Below are 16,732 nucleotides of genomic sequence, written 5' to 3' on the forward strand. Positions count from 1 at the left end.
TAATAATTAGGATACGTTATGAAAATCTATTTAATTAAAGCGTCTGCTGGCAGCGATTACTCAAAATACAAAGCCTCTACGGGGGGACCTCCACAAAACATCTTTGCCGCCGCTGCTGCGACACCAAAGTGGTACAAGTTAGATATGGTTGATGAGACCATAGGTGAAAAAGCCGACCTTTATAATGATGCTGATTTGGTGGTGATATTTATGTCGACTCCAGATGCTTATCGGGCTTACGAGCTAGCTTCTAAATATAAGAAAAAAGGCAAAACAGTCATACTCGGGGGGTTACATACTCAGTTTAACCCTTCAGAAGCGGCAGTATATGCGGATTGTTTGGCGATGGGAGAAGTTGAGAACTACTGGGTTCAGTTACTACGTGACGCAGAGTTTGGTTCGCTACAGCCTATTTATGAAAGCTCCGAGCCTGTCGATCTCAGTATGCTCAATCCATACCCAACAAATATCATCAATCCTGAAGCGTACAATTATACATGGTCAGTAGTTGTGACAAGAGGTTGCCCATTTAAATGTAACTTCTGTTTAGTGCCAAGGTTCTTTGATAAGTTTCAGAAAAGGCCAATCGAAAATATCGTCAGCGAGTTAGCGGATCTCAAGACATTAGGTATTGAGTGGGTTGAGTTACACTCCGACAATCTCACTCATGACCGTGAATATGCTTTGGCACTATTTAAAGCCATTGAGCCGCTTAACATGAGCTTCTATGGGGAAACGACAGTCTTGATTGCTCGTGACACCGAATTGCTTAGTGCTGCGGTGAAGTCAGGGTTCAAAGCTGTATTATTAGGCATAGAAACGCCATCTGAAGAGGCTTTAAAGGCTCAGAAAAAAGGCTTTGTGAAACCATCTAAAATGAAAGAGTACATCGCTGAGATAAGATCTCATGGTATTGAAGTATGGGGAGATTTTTTGTTCGGTTTTGATGAACATGACACTTCTATCTTCAAACAAACGCAGAAGTTCGTCGAAGATATCAAGGTTGATAAGGTGATCCCACACTACATGATTCCGTTTCCCGGTTCGGAGTCTTTTAATCAGCTAGAGCGTGAAGGGCGACTTCTTACTAAAGATTGGTCCAAGTACGATGGTAGCCATCCGGTTTATCAGCCCAGTCGTATGAGCGTTGAAGAGCTAGAGGAAGGCTTGTATTGGATTTGGAGAAAGAATGCGAGCTTGAAAGAACGAGTTTTTGCATGGTTCAATTAAAATTTGTTCTGGATACATGGAATGAAAATCGCGAAGGTTCATAAATAAGTTTTACTATTCGGAATCCCTGACTGAGTCAGTACACTTTAAAGGCTCCATGTGGAGCCTTTGCATCAAGTCTTTGACGTAGCGGTGAAACCCCGCGATCAAAAGCCATAGCTTTGTTTGATTGGATCGCAGACTAGTTTATATTTAGCATCCGCAGCTTCTTTCCCAGCAAATTCTAACATCGCTTCTGAATAACCCATTGCAGTGCCGAACTCTTCCATTATATAAGGATCTTCTTTGACACTCACTGTGCGATCTTTCGATAGCTCGACAATAAACTTAGCGTAATCTTGGTCTTTATCTAAGCCTGCAGCCCAACCAAAACAGTGAGCCGCATCTTGCTTAGGGAATTCGTTAAAATCTTCACCATTCACTTCGGCTAAAGCAGCACCCGAAACAAGTGCTGTAAGTAGTGACATGCTAGTAATCAATTTTTTCATATTGCTTATCTCGAATATTGAATATGAAGCTATCTTATTGCGAGCGCTATGAAATAAATGTGAACATATTTGTTATTATTTTCAAGTCATGTGACTTTTGATGTAACTGTTTTAATCGTTTACGAGCACAACATCGATTTCAAATGCAGCGTGTTCATAAACAATCTTGGATCGGTAATATTGCTCAACATGGCTGGTGTTGGTAAACAGTCATCATCAACGTAGTCGACATAGTCTGCCGCCGAATCAAAGATCAAAATATCCAAAGCCAAACGATCCAAGCCATATCGGCCTCGGTGGATCATATCCGCTGAAAAAACCAATAAGTCACCGGCGGCTAATGGTATCTGCTTACCACCAGAGATGTCATCGCTGCTCACTTTGCCGTTTTCTTCTTGGCGAACATTGTACTCTTCTTCGTTGTCCCAACGCTTGTGTGTGCCAGGGATAAGTTCCATACCTGGCTCATCAAAAATGGGCACTCGCAGATGCAATACCTGGGTTTCCATGATGACTTTCATTTGGTCATCAACGTCGTAGTCGTATTGACAGTCACGATGCCAGAAGTCTTTTTGTTGCGGATTTACTGGGTTGAAGAACAGCTGTGTATTCATGAATGCCGGTTTGTTCGGAATCACCGCATCAACCACGTTCATCACTTGTTTCGAGCTGATGAAGTCGAAAAGCACGCTTCTATCGTCGGTGAGCAAATATTCGCTTCCCGTAATTAAAGACGAGTTAAATGCTTCTTCTTTATAGAATTCTTCGTTGTCTGCTTTCCATGATTCATGGAATTTCAGCACGACTTTTCTAAGCGATGCAATTTGAGCTTCATCGAAATAATTTCTGATAACAAAGTAACCATGTTCGTCGTAACGGTCACTTAATTGTTGGCTGTTTTCTACCACTGATTACCTTCGTTCATTCTTTGCTGTGCAATAACCACAGGCTTCTTGGGCGCATAATGCCAGACAGTCGTCATTCAACCAAGCAACGAGTGCAGAAGCCTGTAGATTCCGTGATGCTATGGAGCCATGTGTGGGCGAGTTTTACATGCCTATTCAGATCATGGACTCATGCGACAAGAATCTCTGCATATGTGATCTATCCCTTATTTTATAAAATACAAAGATTCATATAGTGAATGTTTCTTTGGTTTGTATGATTATTAACCATGTTGTGATTTGGTTTGCGTATGGAAGATAGAAAATCATGGATGGTTTTTCGCTGGATATGAGAACACTTAATTTTATTATTATTTTGTTCTCTTTCATTTACTGTATTGGCTTATTGTTATTTCAATTCACTCAACAGCCAATTAAAGGGCTTTCAATCTTTTCCATTTCAATATTTGTTATCGGAACTGGGCCGTTGATGTTGAGCCTAAGAGGGGAGTTCCCTGATTGGATCACCGTTATTGGTGCCAATATGGTCATTGCGCTTGGTTTTCATCTCGCCTTGTATAGCTTATGTCTGTTTCGAGAATACTCTCTCAAATGCACCTACCTCAGTAGTCTAATGATGTTGGCTCTTTTGCCATGTTTTATTTACTTCACGTTCTATGAGCCTTCCATAAAGGCTCGAATTATCCTCATTAGTTTATATCTGGCTTTTGTGACTCTTTGCACTGCCTTTGCGGTATTAAAGGGCCTGCGTGATGACTTGACTCTAGGTATTCGGATGATGGCCTTGTCATTTACGATATATGGCGGGTTTATGGTTTTTCGAGTCGTGGTGACACTATTTTCCGCTGAGCTCCAGGATTTCATGGCGGCCACTCTCATTCATCAACTTGCCTTTTTAGTGAGCATCGTTCTTATTGTGTCGATGAGCTTTACAATGCTTTGGCTGATTAACGCAAGGTTGCTTAGTTCTATTCACGAGCTCTCCTACAGCGATCCTCTAACGGTACTGGGAAACCGCAGAGCATTAGATGAGATGGTTCCAGTTATCATGAAGCAGGCGGAGACTGCGCCTGTCAGTGCCATTATGATGGATATTGATAATTTTAAGTCGATCAATGACCAACACGGACACATTGTAGGTGACCTCGTGATCAAGTCTTTTGCTGAAATGGTTCAAAGTGCGATAAAAACATCGCCCAAAGCCAGTGCGTTTCGTTTTGGCGGAGACGAGATAATGATTTTATTGCCTAATGTCGATTTTCAACAAGCTCAGGTTATTGCCTGCAAGTTACGATTGTCTATTTCAGAGGTATCAGCAGTACAAGAACATGAGATGTTTTTGACATCGAGTTTTGGTGTTGCTCAGCTTCATCCGCATGAGAGTTGGAATGGGTTTATTAGCCGAGCCGACAAAGCGTTATATCAAGCGAAAACAAACGGTCGCAATATGACTTCAATTTGTCCTAGTCATATTAACCAACTCGCCACTGCTTGATGATGACAGATCTCTAAGCGTTAGTTTGATGCGGTCCACTGTTTTGACACGGCCATTATATTGTTGGCTGTGGCGCTGAGTCTGTTTTTTGGCTTTGCGTTAACTTCTGAGGAGGAGTGGCTTCAGATTCTTCTGCAGACGTAAAATGCTTATCTGTTAGCGTCACGGTCATTGCTTCATGTTTCACCGTTATGGTTGCCGTTTCTGACTTGGCTTGGTTTGTAGTTACGGGTTCAGCGAATGCCATCATGGAAGTTGTAAAAATGATTGTTGCTAGTGCGATTTGAGCGAGTGTTTTCATTGTGCTGTATCCTATTGGGTAAGAGGGAATACTAATAGCTGATACGTGCACTATAAAAATTATCTGGAGGTCGTTCTTATCATTTTATGCCACCGTAAAAATTATACGGCGGATGAATGTTTTGCTTGGCATGATTTGCCCGTTCTTATTTGCCAACACCCAAGCATGATGACGTTCAACTTACTGCCACATCACCAAGACCGCTGCGATAGAAAGCAAGATGAGCGCAAGAATGTCTTTGCGCGCGATGCTTTGCCCCAACCAGAAATAGGATATCAACACCATGAAGATCACTTCGACTTGCCCAAGCGTCTTTACGTACGGAACGGCTTGAAGTGACATTGCGCTAAACCAACCCAGAGAACCGATAACACTCGCTAGGCTAGTCATGACGACCAGTTTAGATTTCTTGAATATCAGGCGCAGCGTGTCGCGTTCTCTGAAAAAGAGATACGTACAGATAATCACTGTCTGAAGGGAAATGACGAGGAACAGCACCCATGCGGCGCTATGAGGGAAGGGCAACCCTATGCTCAAACTTGCTTCACGTACCCAAAGAGACGTTAAAGCAAAAGCGGTACTACACGTCATACCTAACAAAAATACTTTCGGAGACAAACTTCGCCAACCAGAAGAACTACTCATGATTAGTACGCCTAACGTGCCAATAAGCACGCCGACCCAACCTGTTAGTGTCAAAGCAGTACCAAAAAACAATACGGATAATACAGCAGATACGGGGGCTTCACACTTGGCTAAGCCTGCTCCTATCGCATAGTTTTCGAGCTTAAATAACATCACCATTAAACCCGTCGCGAGGATCTGCATAATGGCTGCTGCAATAATGTAGAAAACAAACTCACCCGAAAAATCAGGTGTGGATACTGGCTTCCATTGATAGAGGGCGCACAGATAAATTAAGGCGATTGGGCCTGCCCAGATAAAACGCGCCAGCGTCACACCAGCAACACTCATGGTGCCACTTAACTTGCTTTGAAAGGCATTGCGCCAAGATTGGCTGAAGGCTGCGAGAAGAGTAAAGGCTATCCAACTAAAAGACATGACGCGTCCATGTGTTATGTAATTTGATGGTGATACTAACAAAAAATTACATGATAAGAAGCGTCATGATCCGTTTATAGCCAGAGACTCACCTTTATTCTCTATTCGGCAGTAGAGATCTCTTCAACAGTTCGATGCTTTCTTCAGAAGATCAGCTGTTTCTTATTTTTGAAATAGAACATCGCACTGATCGAAATGAACAGTAAGGTGAAGTAATAGAAAAACGAAGACAGTGAGGCCAAGAAGGCAAGATTCTGCTCTATTTCTTGTTCGGTGTAGCCCTGAGACACCAACTTATAGTAGTAAGCGTACAAGATACCGATCAGGCCGTATCCGAGGTTAAACATCAGCCCTTTAAAGCTGAGAACCGTGGCTCTGTTGTGTGATTCGGTTTTTTTATTCAGGTGGTAGCTGATGAAAATGTTAATCGTCATGATGATAAAGATTAATACCAGTGCCGGAATGACTCCGTAAATCGACCAACCTAAACTGATCCAGTAATAAGTCGCCATGCTTGCTAAACCCATGACCAAAATGAAGGTTTTAGGCTCAATGCTCTCTGCTAATCTTCGGCTTTGCCCTGCCAATATAATCTTAAGCAAGCTGATACCCGCACCAATAAAACCAAAGTAGATAATAGGAATATCAATGGCCAGATAGTATTGGCTGTTCATGGTTAGGAACATGCGTGAGGTGTGTTCGAATAGGCTGTAGTAGAGCAAGATGAACAGTACGTAAGGTGTAGCAAATACCCATTTACCCGCATCGATCGTCAATTTAAGACTTGAGATGGTGGTTGCCAATTTGGTTTGGTCACTTGGCATCAGCTTTTTCTCTTCGCGCATATTAATCGCGGCATAGATAGCGATCATCGCGACAAATAGGGTGGCGAACACAGGAATACGCATCAGATCTTTAGTGCTTTCTGGCTCGGCTAGTCCAAGGAAATCAAAGATGTTCGCCATGAAGTTCACATCGTACATCGCCGCACCAATCAATGTGACAAAGATACCGACGGTTGAGGCGACACGAAGCTGGATTTGCAGCACTCGCGGCCACAACTCTTCATTGCCTTGTTCCTTTAAAGTGTCGTAAGCCAATGCCTCGTCGGCGCCGCTGGCCAGTGCCATCGCTAAGCCACTGAGAATCCGGTTAATTAGAAAGACCATGAATACCAAGTCGGGGTTTCCGGTTGGTACTAGCGCTATCATCGCGATCTCAACAAACATCACAATCGAAGACAGCACCACCAGTTTCTTGCGACCTAAGGTATCAGCGAACGCGCCCGACGGTACTTCAGCAAGCACAATGGTGGCTGCCCATACTACGTTGAGCATCGCGAATTGAGAAAGAGTTAGCCCGTAATCTAAATAAAGTAGGGTGAATATAGGGTAGTAAAAACGCGCAAAGTAGCTGCTTCGAAACATTAAGAAGTAGCGGACATTGGGAATGTTAAGGATCTCTTTGAGCGTCATGATAATTTCAGTAATTTAGATAACACATCATTATGTATAACCCTTTTACTCTTTTAAATCATGGAATTGTTGCCAAATCCCTAAAATATCTGATTTAGGTGATCTTCGAGTTCATGGTTCATAGTGGGTTATAGGTTTCTCTTCTTCAAATCACTTCCCCCATTCATTTAGTTTGTGGTGCTCGTTTCAACTTGCTTGACTGATTTTGGTGCAAGATCGAACTTCTACAACGTCGCTCTCGCATTTACATCTTATTGTATGATTTAATTGTTGGTGGTAATGATACGCAATGAATCCAATGTAATTGAGGAAGCGAGCATGATCTTAGAGTCATTCAGTCTGGAAGGTAAAGTAGCGATAGTGACTGGCTGCAACACGGGGCTTGGGCAAGGTATTGCATTAGGCCTAGCGGAAGCTGGTTGTAAAGTTGTCGGTGTTAACCGAACAGAACCTGAAGAGACTATTGAGAAAATGAGTGCGGCAGGTCATTCGTTCTTAAACGTGAGTGCTGATCTTCTCGATCAAGCGTGCATTCCAGGGGTTATAGAGCGCACTTTGGCTGAGTTTTGCCAAGTCGACATTCTCGTGAACAATGCAGGAATTATTCGCCGCCAAGATGCTATTGAGTTCTCAGAGCAAGATTGGGATGACGTAATGAACGTGAACACCAAGACTGTGTTCTTTATGTCTCAGGCTGTTGCAAAGCAGTTTAAGGCGCAAGGTACTGGCGGAAAAATCATTAACATTGCATCTATGCTGTCATTCCAAGGTGGTATTCGCGTGCCTTCTTATACGGCTTCAAAGAGCGCAGTGATGGGAATGACACGTGCGATGGCGAACGAATGGGCGCGCGACAATATCAATGTGAATGCGATAGCACCCGGTTATATGGAAACGAACAATACTCAAGCTCTGCGTGAAGATGCTGTGCGCAATCAAGCGATTCTTGAGCGTATTCCGGCTGAACGTTGGGGTAAACCGCAAGATATCGCAGGTCCTTGTGTGTTCTTAGCCTCATCAGCATCGGATTACATTAACGGCTATACCATTGCTGTTGACGGTGGTTGGTTAGCTCGTTAACTGACCTTGTAACAAACACGGTTAAGAATTTTAAATTTGCAGCAATCTTGCAGGAGAACATAAATGAAAATCGCACTAATGATGGAAAACAGTCAGGCAGGTAAAAATGCCATGGTTGCAGCTGAGCTAGAGTCAGTGGCGGGTGGCATTGGTCATGATGTTTTTAATCTAGGTATGACCGACGAGAATGATCACCACTTAACGTATATCCACTTAGGTATCATGGCGAGTATTCTCATCAACTCAAAGGCTGTGGACTTTGTTGTGACGGGATGTGGAACAGGGCAAGGTGCTTTGATGTCATTGAACCTGCATCCGGGTGTGGTTTGTGGTTACTGCCTAGAGCCATCAGATGCTTTCTTGTTTAACCAAATAAATAACGGTAATGCTCTCGCTCTCGCTTTTGCTAAAGGCTTTGGCTGGGCAGGTGAACTCAACATTCGTTATATCTTTGAAAAAGCGTTTACAGGCGAGCGTGGTAATGGGTATCCACTAGAACGTGCAGAACCACAGCAACGTAACGCAGCAATTTTGAATGAAGTGAAAGCGGCGGTGGTAAAAGATAACTTTATTGATTCTCTAAGAGCAATCGACCAAGAGCTCGTGAAAACAGCGGTTGGCAGTGAGCGTTTCCAACAATGCTTGTTTGATCATTGCCAAGACTCAGACATTGCAGACTACGTTCGTTCACTTTTAGATTAAACCTATCAAGGTCTTACCCGGTTATTAGTGAAGATAGAAAAGAGAAAGAGGAGCCCTGAGGCTCCTCTTTTGTTTTGTTCTTTGAACCTGATAGTTATTTTTGGCGTGAACAAGTCATACGTGATTCGCTCTAGACGATCAGTCCACACGCTTAAAGTTAGGCAACAAGGTTTCAGGCTGCTGCTCTACAAATGCTTTACTTGGTGAGTATGCGCGGAAGTAAACAAACCAGTTTTCGTCTTCTCGAGTTTGCACCCAATTCGCTTCATTCACACCTGCTGGCTTAGTTGGCGAGAAGTGGAAGGTGTAATTACCTTGTGCGTCTTTGACCGTTCCTTCGATGTTTGAACCCACGTCGGCACGTTCAATATCGTTGTCGATGATGGCGCGGTTCTCTACGTTGTAGACAGTAATTGTCCAGAACAAATCGGCGAAATTTACATCTCCATCTAGCGTCAAAGTATAGTGGTTACTGCCATTTAGCCCTTTGCCATTGTCGTCACGGTAGTTGTCTAGGTAGATCTGTCCCCAACCGCCGCTCTCAAATCCATGCATTGCGATGTCGTTAGTGACGGCTTCATAAAACCAAGCTGCACGTCCATCGAGATCCATACCATAGTGACGGTCTTGGTTTGGTGTTGAAGCCGTTGCGACTTCCCACGAATTCCCTTCTTTACCGTAAGCCGCATGTGGTAGACGTTCTGTTTTGTTGAAATCGATGTTTTTGACCATAGCTTCACCCATGATTACAGCTTGTTCTAAGATGTCACGCTGCTGAGCTGATGGAGTAAATGCTTTGCCTTTTTCAATACCTAATGGGCGTAACATGTCGTGCATCATACGATCGCGCTCTGCCACCGGTTCGGCTTGGATCGCTTCATTCAACGTTTCCCAAAATGCCATACCACGTGGGTGCTTAGCATCGTCACCACGTTCAGGGAAGTTCACGCCTTTGCTACTGAGCGGCTTGCCGTTAAGGTCAGTAATTTTTAATGCTTCTAAGTCTTTCATACGTTGCTGATCTGACTTAGCCATTAAGCGAACACCCAAGAAAACATTATTGGTATCAGACTCAAATACTTTTGCGCCTTTTGCGCCTTTTGGCAAGTTGCTAGGCGTTTCAGAACCTTTCGCTTTTACCACGTAGACACCCGGTTCGGTCATCTGTGAAATACCGATTTGCCACATTGTGTGTACCGCGCCACGCAGTTCATTTGTGGGAATTTCTATAACAACGGGCTCTTTCTCTACGTTAAACCAAGTAATCGCGTAAGGCGTAGAGGTGTTGTAAGTTAAGCCTCCTAGCTTAGATTCATGAGACTCAACATAAGTAATTTGACCATCCTCTGCACCCATGTCGGCATAGGCTTGTTTCCATGCGTAGTTTGACACCAAAGGCACGGACCAAATGTAAGCTTGTGACGCGCGTTGATAGTCCATCAGTTCAAACAGTTTTGCTGAGCTTTCTTGTGTTGGAATGCCATGAAGAAAGTCGGTTTCGAAAGTAAAGTCACCTGCTCGCGTTTGGATCGTTTCTGTCGCATCACCGTTGCCTGCTATCGCTGTGGCTGAAAACAAGGCTGTTACAGAAACTAGCATGGCAGCTGAGCGTAATGGGCAAGTGAAACTACCAACAAAGGCTTTAGATATCATATTCATAATGTGTCCTCAAAAACTCAAAATTATTCGTCAAAACGGGAATGGCTCGTCGAACCGAAATCATTGGTTCAAACTGAAAGAGCTCATCCAAGCAGAAAGTGACTGCTTAAAACTGATAGTTAAATTCGATGCGGTGATCACCGTCTTCGATACTGGTGTTTTCTGTCCAGTTTGCAAAATAACGAACGTTCGCCCTTGGGTTAATCTGGTAGCTCGCAGCAAACTCATGTGCGAGTACAGAATCACTGCCCTCGAACCCATAATCTTTGAACGTTGATGAACCAGACATCGTGCCTAAATACATAGGGTTATAGTTCAACCAAATCTTGTCGGTAAGTTGCATTTTTGCGTACATACCCGCCACGTAAAAAGTACCGTGCATGTTGTAGCGATCACGAAGTTGATCCGCGTCGAGGTTGCCTCCAGAGCCTTCTACCAACTCTTCACCTGCAGCAATACCGACACCCGCAAGCGGATAGAAATTAAACATGCCCATTTGTGGAAGAGCCTGTATAAAGCTGTATGACGCACTACCTTGATTACTATCGAAACCCCAAGACATATCGACTTGTGTGCCTCGACCATTGGTTAAGTCTACGCCGAAGTTTCTGAAACGAATCGAATCGATACTGTCATCTGCGCCTCGGTTATTCCAACCAATGGCTTCACCAGCGATGCCTTTGACTTCGAAGACATTCATACCCATGGTCGTATCGCTACCAGTGTCATAGGTTTGCCCGATTTTCAGGTTTAAGCCTTTGTCTGTGTAACCGAAACCACCTTGTGTATAGACGGCTAACGGATCTGACATATCTTGAATTTCGGCTTCTTCCGCGAACGCGACACTTGCCAGAAACAAAGGAGTTAGAGAAAGGATTGAACGTTGTAATAACATAGATGCCTCATAAATTTATCTCACTACATCCGTGTACTGCGTGAAGGTGAGGTAACTATACAAAGTGGACATCGTTAAGTTAATTTATATAAACTTAACCATTCGTTAAGTAATAGTTTATGGTCTAGGTATGAAACTGAATAATGTCGATTTGAACTTATTGAAAGTGTTTGTGGTGGTGTATCAGGAAAAAAGCTTGCGCAAAGCAGCCGAAAAGCTGTTTGTCTCGACACCAGCGGTAAGCCAAAGCGTCAAAAAGCTTAAGGAATCGTTAGGTGAAGAGCTATTTGTTTTGTCCAATAAGCAGTTTCTCCCGACGCCTTATTCTGATGAACTGTATCGACGTGTTTTTCCATTATTGGACGGGTTGGTCACGGCGATAGAAGAGGGTAAGCAGTTTACTCCTGCCGAACTAAGCGAAGATTTTAAGATAGAGGCGAACCCGCATCTTTTGCCTTGGTTAACACCCTCTCTGTTTCATCAACTCTCAGATGAAAGTCCACTTTCGAGGTTGATTAGTCATACTAGCTCCCAAGATTCACTGGAAAGACTTAAGAGTGATGAGATTGATTTTGTTATTCACTTTGAAGCTGAAAACCTGCCCGCCGAGATCATTGCCGTGCCTCTCGTGACCCTAAAATTTGTATTGGCAGTAAGAGTCGACCATCCTTTTAAAGAGGATGTAGCACAGATCGATGATTTGTTGTCCTTTCCATTTGCGCATGTAGACCTTGCTTACTTCGATCAAAACAAACACTCGCGATTGGAAGAAGAAGTTTTAAGCCAAGGTAAATCGATTAATATGGCGCTTCGAACGACGTCAGTTGTTGGGTTAATAGAAACGATTAAGCATTCCAATATGATCGCACCCTGCATGCCTCCGGTGATCGAACAACACAAGGGAGTATTGCGCTCGATTGTGATTGAAGGATTAGAAGAAGATGCAGAGAAAATGGAGGTATTTGCCTATCTTCATAAGAAAAACCAACACTCTGCCAAATACAAATGGTTACTGGATTTGATCGAAACGGCGATGGTTGAAGCCAACCATCAGTAAGCTTTAACTGTGATTGTTTTTATTGATTCAATGAATTGACCAAAAAAATGCCCTCAATACATCTCTTGAGGGCATTTTTTATTAACTATTAACTATTAACTATTAACTATTAACTATTAACTATTAACTATTGATTAGCTTAACCGTCCGTAGCCAGTTATTCACTTTCTGTTTCTTTAGAAGCGTTTGACGCCCAGCCTTTCTCTAGCCAGTTGTCCAGCACGTGCTGCAGTGCCTTCAAAGAGGTTGGCTTCTCTAGGCGACCATCCATCAGTTTGCTGATCATATCTAACTCGTGTTGTCCCGATTCCCCAGACAAAGCAATGATTGGCGTTTGAGGAGAGCGTGCCTTGATAATTTGGCTGGCGTCAAAACCATTCATTATCGGCATTTGTACGTCCATTAAGATCAAATCGACCTTGTGTGTTTTGAACAGTTCGACGGCATTCTCACCGTTTTTGGCTTGCAAGCTATTGACGCCAAGTCGACTCAAGTACATTTGAACAAGCGTGCGTTGTACTTCTTTATCATCGACGATCAGTACGGTTGGAGCCAAATGATTCCCTGGGGTTAGCGTGCTTGTTGGTTCTGAATTTTGCGTTGCCGCTTGGTTGCCTGGCTTAGCGTCTACGTTGGTTTTGTTTTCAGTTGCGGTTTGATTACTTTTCCAATCATTGAAGTAGGGAGTACGAAGCGCATCTGCTTTGGGTGCATTGGGCACAACAGGGAAGTACAGGTGGAACTCAGTAAACTCACCAAGTTTGGAATGGCATTCAACTTTGCCACCAAATGAACGCATCACACGTTGGCAGTAGCCCAAACCTAAACCACTACCACCGCTTTTTTGGTAAGAGAAGAAGTCATCAAAGATCTTATGAACGATGGCTTCGTCAATGCCGGGGCCGGTATCACGGAATGTGAGGACGTTCTCGTAAGCCCCTGTTTTGGTGCTGATCTCAATTTGGCTGTCTGGATAAGAATCAAAGTAGTAGATCGCGTTACGTATCAGGTTGAAAATAACGAAGTTGAATAGGGTTTCATTCAGTTTTGCCACAAAATCAGCATGTTGTGGTAAACGAATTCGCTCAATGATCTTCTCGTTCTCAAAGCCATAATGGCTGACGGCTTGATCCACGGCTTTGTGGATAGAGGTCATGGTGATTGGTCCATGCTCGGGTGAGCTATCACTGACTTCTCGCAAGATGATATCAATCAGCTGTCGACCACGTTGAATCGCAGCTTGGCCGTTCTCAATATCAAGTAGGATCTGTTTCGCTGGTGCTTGATTATCAATGTGCTGTTTTAATAGTTCAAATTGCAATTGCACTTGAGCCAGTGGGTTACGCATTTCATGAGCGATTGAGTTAGCAAGGGCACGGCTTTGGCGGATGCGTCTATCGGCTTCGATAGTGCTTTGTACTCGAGTTAACAAGGTTTGCAGGGCAGAGATCTCTTCGTTAGAGAACATCTGATCGTTGCTCTTGTGTGACGATACTAACAAGTGCGTGACCGATTTCCCCTGACCAAACAGAGGCATCACCAAAGCGGTATCGTTGGAGCTCATCTTGTCATACAGGGCTTTGATTGAGCGCTTGGCTGGTGCGGTGTAATCAAGCTCCTGAGACAACTCATCGAACACTAAAACGGACTTGTTAGTAGACAGATAATCTTCGTAGAAGGTTTCGTTGTAGTTGCTGTTCACTAGACGTAGCTTATCTTCTGGAATTTGCAGTAGGCTACCCAAACGACGCATTGCATCATCAATTGATAGCTTGAAATCCTCTTCTAGCGCGAGGATCTGTTGTACTGGCGTTTTCTTGTTTCCATAGATAAAGAAGGAGGCGTAGTCGCTTACACGTTTGTAGAGTAAATGCCAAGTGATGCCGATAACCGCGCAGATCGGGATAGCAATGAGCCATTGGTTATCGTCTGTCAGTGGGATAAATATCGCGCCAAAAGGTATCACCAAAATTGCACACACCAACAACGTATTTAAGCTCATGTACGCAAGGTATTTCACGCTATAGAAGCGAGAGGTCAGTAGAGCATAGCCAACGAACAACATCTCACTGATCGACAAGGCTGGTGGCAGCCAAGTGAGTGAGAAGTCACGCAAGAAGTAGGTCATACCTAGATGGATTGTCGCAGTAGACAGCATGAACACTAAGATGCCCGCGATCATGTAGTTGGTTTTGGCTAAGGTAAGCTTGCTGCTGTTGGCGCGCATGGCCACGAGGTTGAATAGCGTCAGGACAACGAAGCTGATCATCCCGATAAAGAAGTACGGTGTGTGTGTGCCAAACTCGATCACGAACTGGCTTGGGCCAGCAATCGTGACATGTTCAACGGTTAACCCCGGACTTAAATTGATAAAGAAGGAGTAGACAGTCAGTGTGACAAAAATGGCTTGCTGCCACGCATGAACCTTACCATTACGTTGTTCGACTGCGAGTTTACACGAGAAGTAATAGGCAAAGGCAAACGCAAAGAAAGAGGCGAGGTTGGCAAACTTTGCCGCGAACACAGCGGCCGAGGCCCCAAGTTCTGGCAATAAATCGGTATGGAAGTAGGCGTTGCTGCTGATCCACGCAACAATACAGATCGAATAGGCGATGTACGGGGCATGGTGTGTCCCCGCAATGACTTCGTTCTTTTGTTTTAGGCGGTAGCAATAATAGAGCAACCACATAACAACCACAGCCACGGTTGCAAGCAGCGTGATTGCTTTTGCATAGATGATCGCTTCTAGGCCGAAATCAAACATGTTCATCCTTTCTTACCGAACTCGGTTTTAATACCGCCCTTGCTTTATTTCCTGAGATCATTTTTGCTGAGATCGTTTTTTCCGCAGAACTCAATTTTTCTAGTGAGCTTAGCTTTCTGCTCTCACGCACTGCGCTTTTGTAGCTGCGAAAATCGACGTCATTGAATGCTTTTACCATCATCTCGAAATTCCAGAACCCGCGATAAATTGTTGTGCCGTCGTCATTTAATTCGCAATACCCTGAGTGGAAGTACGCATTGGGTTCAATAGTTTGATAAAACTGAAGCATGAAAGGTTGCTCGATAATGGTGAAGCCGATCTTATACCCAATTTGATGTAATACACTCATCAGCTCTTTTTGAGCAAGATAGAGGAAATAGAGCTTTTGTTGAGTCTTGCCACTGACTGTCAGACGCAGTACTTCACATAGGGCGTGTTTAGCCGACAATTGTAACTGGAATTGCTGGTCAAATTCTGGCAGAGAGTAACACTTTGACAGTGTAGGCGGTGTGAAAAGTTGTAGCTTCGCCAGTTCGTCGTAACCGTGATTAGGTAAACAGTAGTCCCATTGCTCATTGCTGAACGGGGGCGCGTAACTTAACCACGTATCACTCTTTGACCAACCTTGAATCAGCGCAGAGGAAACCAGTGTCGGAAAGGCTTCATCAACTGGATGTTTGAGTAGAATAAAATGCTTACCTGCCTGGGAGAGGTGTAATAAAGGCAGCATCTCAAACCATTTCTCGCCCTTGATGAACACCTCAAGATTGCTTAAAGCAATGGCATCGCTGATTGACATTCCTTGTGGGTGACAGGGCGTTTGCACTACAAGTTGAGCATCTTCGATGTGTTCAACGATTGCACCGTAGTAGGCACTATCTTTAATGGGCAGATCAACAGAAGAAGGGGACTTAGTGTTCAATGGTGATTTTGCTTTGATTGCGGCAATTTCACATTCGCACCAAAAATCTAACCAATGCATGTAGCACTGGCCTACAGCCTGCTCGAGAAGAGCAACCTCTGCAGATAGTGTGTTTGGATAGCGCTGAATCAGATCGCGGTAGTCCATCACCTCAAATAATACCGAATAGCTTTTGTTTTGATGCTCAGGGAAAAGCAATTCTAATTGGCTTCTACGATATTCTGTCACGCTTTGGAAAAGAGCAGTGCGCTCTTGTGGCTGATAGGTACTGATGACGAGCTCTATCAGAGCTCGCTGTTTTATTTCGATAGACAGACTGCTAGCCAACAGTGAGCCTAAAGACGACGTTATTTTCATTTGATTAACCGAACCTAGCCTAGGTTTATATAATTATTTTTATTCGATCTGCACTGTCTACAGGACACAAATTTTTTTAGTATTTTTTTTGAGTCATGTTACTTGGAGCGAGTCTGCCGTAACTTTACTTGAGCCTATTACTTGAGGGATAAGTTGCATAATCGGGCGAGATTCTACTACTTGCACGGCCCCTTAACAACATAGGCTTGTCATATCTAAATCAATTCAAGATGAATTAAAATATATTATTATCAATAGCTTATGCTAGATTCTTCCATTTTTAATCCAAGTCGTAGTTAAGTTGAGCATAAACTTTTGAATTTATAAAATAACGTAAAAT

Annotated in this window: 14 protein-coding genes; 5 read left to right on the top strand and 9 right to left on the bottom strand. The window is 43.6% G+C overall.

Annotated features, from left to right (window positions below; translation table 11 throughout):
* The first annotated feature begins 18 nt into the window (after positions 1 to 18).
* The gene (locus L3V36_RS05940) at positions 19 to 1,230 is read left to right on the top strand and encodes a radical SAM protein (protein WP_076649392.1); all 1,212 of its coding nucleotides are present in this window, start codon (positions 19 to 21) and stop codon (positions 1,228 to 1,230) included.
* Positions 1,231 to 1,376: 146 nt separating this feature from the next.
* Here the strand turns inward: L3V36_RS05940 and L3V36_RS05945 are convergent, their stop codons facing one another.
* Together L3V36_RS05945 and L3V36_RS05950 are read right to left on the bottom strand one after the other, a co-directional pair.
* Positions 1,377 to 1,718 carry a hypothetical protein gene (locus L3V36_RS05945; RefSeq protein ID WP_017081414.1) on the bottom strand — a complete coding sequence of 114 codons (342 nt, stop codon included), beginning with the start codon at positions 1,716 to 1,718 and terminating at the stop codon, positions 1,377 to 1,379.
* A 119-nt stretch (positions 1,719 to 1,837) separates the two neighbouring features.
* Positions 1,838 to 2,626 carry a phytanoyl-CoA dioxygenase family protein gene (locus L3V36_RS05950; protein WP_102446863.1) on the bottom strand — a complete coding sequence of 263 codons (789 nt, stop codon included), beginning with the start codon at positions 2,624 to 2,626 and terminating at the stop codon, positions 1,838 to 1,840.
* 304 nt (positions 2,627 to 2,930) lie between these two features.
* Here L3V36_RS05950 and L3V36_RS05955 point away from each other — a divergent pair, with 304 nt between their 5' ends.
* Positions 2,931 to 4,118, top strand: coding sequence for a GGDEF domain-containing protein (locus tag L3V36_RS05955; protein WP_102446862.1), 1,188 nt, complete (start codon positions 2,931 to 2,933; stop codon positions 4,116 to 4,118).
* Positions 4,119 to 4,173: 55 nt separating this feature from the next.
* Here L3V36_RS05955 and L3V36_RS05960 read toward each other — a convergent pair whose 3' ends face one another.
* The 3 genes from L3V36_RS05960 to L3V36_RS05970 all read right to left on the bottom strand — a co-directional run bounded on the left by L3V36_RS05960 (position 4,174) and on the right by L3V36_RS05970 (position 6,956).
* Positions 4,174 to 4,419 (bottom strand): hypothetical protein, encoded by a 246-nt coding sequence (locus tag L3V36_RS05960; RefSeq protein ID WP_004731965.1) that lies wholly within the window; start codon positions 4,417 to 4,419, stop codon positions 4,174 to 4,176.
* Positions 4,420 to 4,599: 180 nt separating this feature from the next.
* A complete protein-coding gene (locus L3V36_RS05965) occupies positions 4,600 to 5,481 on the bottom strand; it encodes a DMT family transporter (RefSeq protein ID WP_102446861.1) in 882 nt (293 codons plus the stop codon).
* A 143-nt stretch (positions 5,482 to 5,624) separates the two neighbouring features.
* Complete coding sequence (locus tag L3V36_RS05970) at positions 5,625 to 6,956, bottom strand: MFS transporter (RefSeq protein ID WP_208774645.1); 1,332 nt, start codon at positions 6,954 to 6,956, stop codon at positions 5,625 to 5,627.
* Between the two features lie 318 nt (positions 6,957 to 7,274).
* Here L3V36_RS05970 and kduD point away from each other — a divergent pair, with 318 nt between their 5' ends.
* Both kduD and L3V36_RS05980 read left to right on the top strand, forming a co-directional pair.
* A complete protein-coding gene (kduD, locus tag L3V36_RS05975) occupies positions 7,275 to 8,036 on the top strand; it encodes a 2-dehydro-3-deoxy-D-gluconate 5-dehydrogenase KduD (protein ID WP_102446859.1) in 762 nt (253 codons plus the stop codon).
* Positions 8,037 to 8,099: 63 nt separating this feature from the next.
* Positions 8,100 to 8,738 carry an RpiB/LacA/LacB family sugar-phosphate isomerase gene (locus L3V36_RS05980; RefSeq protein WP_208774647.1) on the top strand — a complete coding sequence of 213 codons (639 nt, stop codon included), beginning with the start codon at positions 8,100 to 8,102 and terminating at the stop codon, positions 8,736 to 8,738.
* Positions 8,739 to 8,876: 138 nt separating this feature from the next.
* On the opposite strand, the gene L3V36_RS05985 is transcribed toward L3V36_RS05980, so the two are convergent.
* Positions 8,877 to 10,397, bottom strand: a complete 1,521-nt coding sequence (locus tag L3V36_RS05985; protein WP_102575138.1) for a DUF1214 domain-containing protein — start codon at positions 10,395 to 10,397, stop codon at positions 8,877 to 8,879.
* A gap of 106 nt (positions 10,398 to 10,503) precedes the next feature.
* Positions 10,504 to 11,292, bottom strand: a complete 789-nt coding sequence (locus L3V36_RS05990; RefSeq protein WP_102575139.1) for a hypothetical protein — start codon at positions 11,290 to 11,292, stop codon at positions 10,504 to 10,506.
* A gap of 130 nt (positions 11,293 to 11,422) precedes the next feature.
* On the opposite strand from L3V36_RS05990, the gene L3V36_RS05995 reads away from it, so the two are divergent.
* Positions 11,423 to 12,349, top strand: a complete 927-nt coding sequence (locus L3V36_RS05995; RefSeq protein ID WP_004731949.1) for a LysR family transcriptional regulator — start codon at positions 11,423 to 11,425, stop codon at positions 12,347 to 12,349.
* Positions 12,350 to 12,506: 157 nt separating this feature from the next.
* Here L3V36_RS05995 and L3V36_RS06000 read toward each other — a convergent pair whose 3' ends face one another.
* Positions 12,507 to 15,113 carry a hybrid sensor histidine kinase/response regulator gene (locus L3V36_RS06000; protein ID WP_208774648.1) on the bottom strand — a complete coding sequence of 869 codons (2,607 nt, stop codon included), beginning with the start codon at positions 15,111 to 15,113 and terminating at the stop codon, positions 12,507 to 12,509.
* The gene (locus L3V36_RS06005; RefSeq protein WP_208774650.1) at positions 15,106 to 16,392 is read right to left on the bottom strand and encodes an acyl-homoserine-lactone synthase; all 1,287 of its coding nucleotides are present in this window, start codon (positions 16,390 to 16,392) and stop codon (positions 15,106 to 15,108) included. The genes L3V36_RS06000 and L3V36_RS06005 overlap by 8 nt, the downstream gene beginning before the upstream one ends.
* Positions 16,393 to 16,732: the final 340 nt, after the last annotated feature.

Source organism: Vibrio sp. G-C-1 (assembly GCF_021728015.1).
Taxonomy (GTDB): domain Bacteria; phylum Pseudomonadota; class Gammaproteobacteria; order Enterobacterales; family Vibrionaceae; genus Vibrio; species Vibrio splendidus.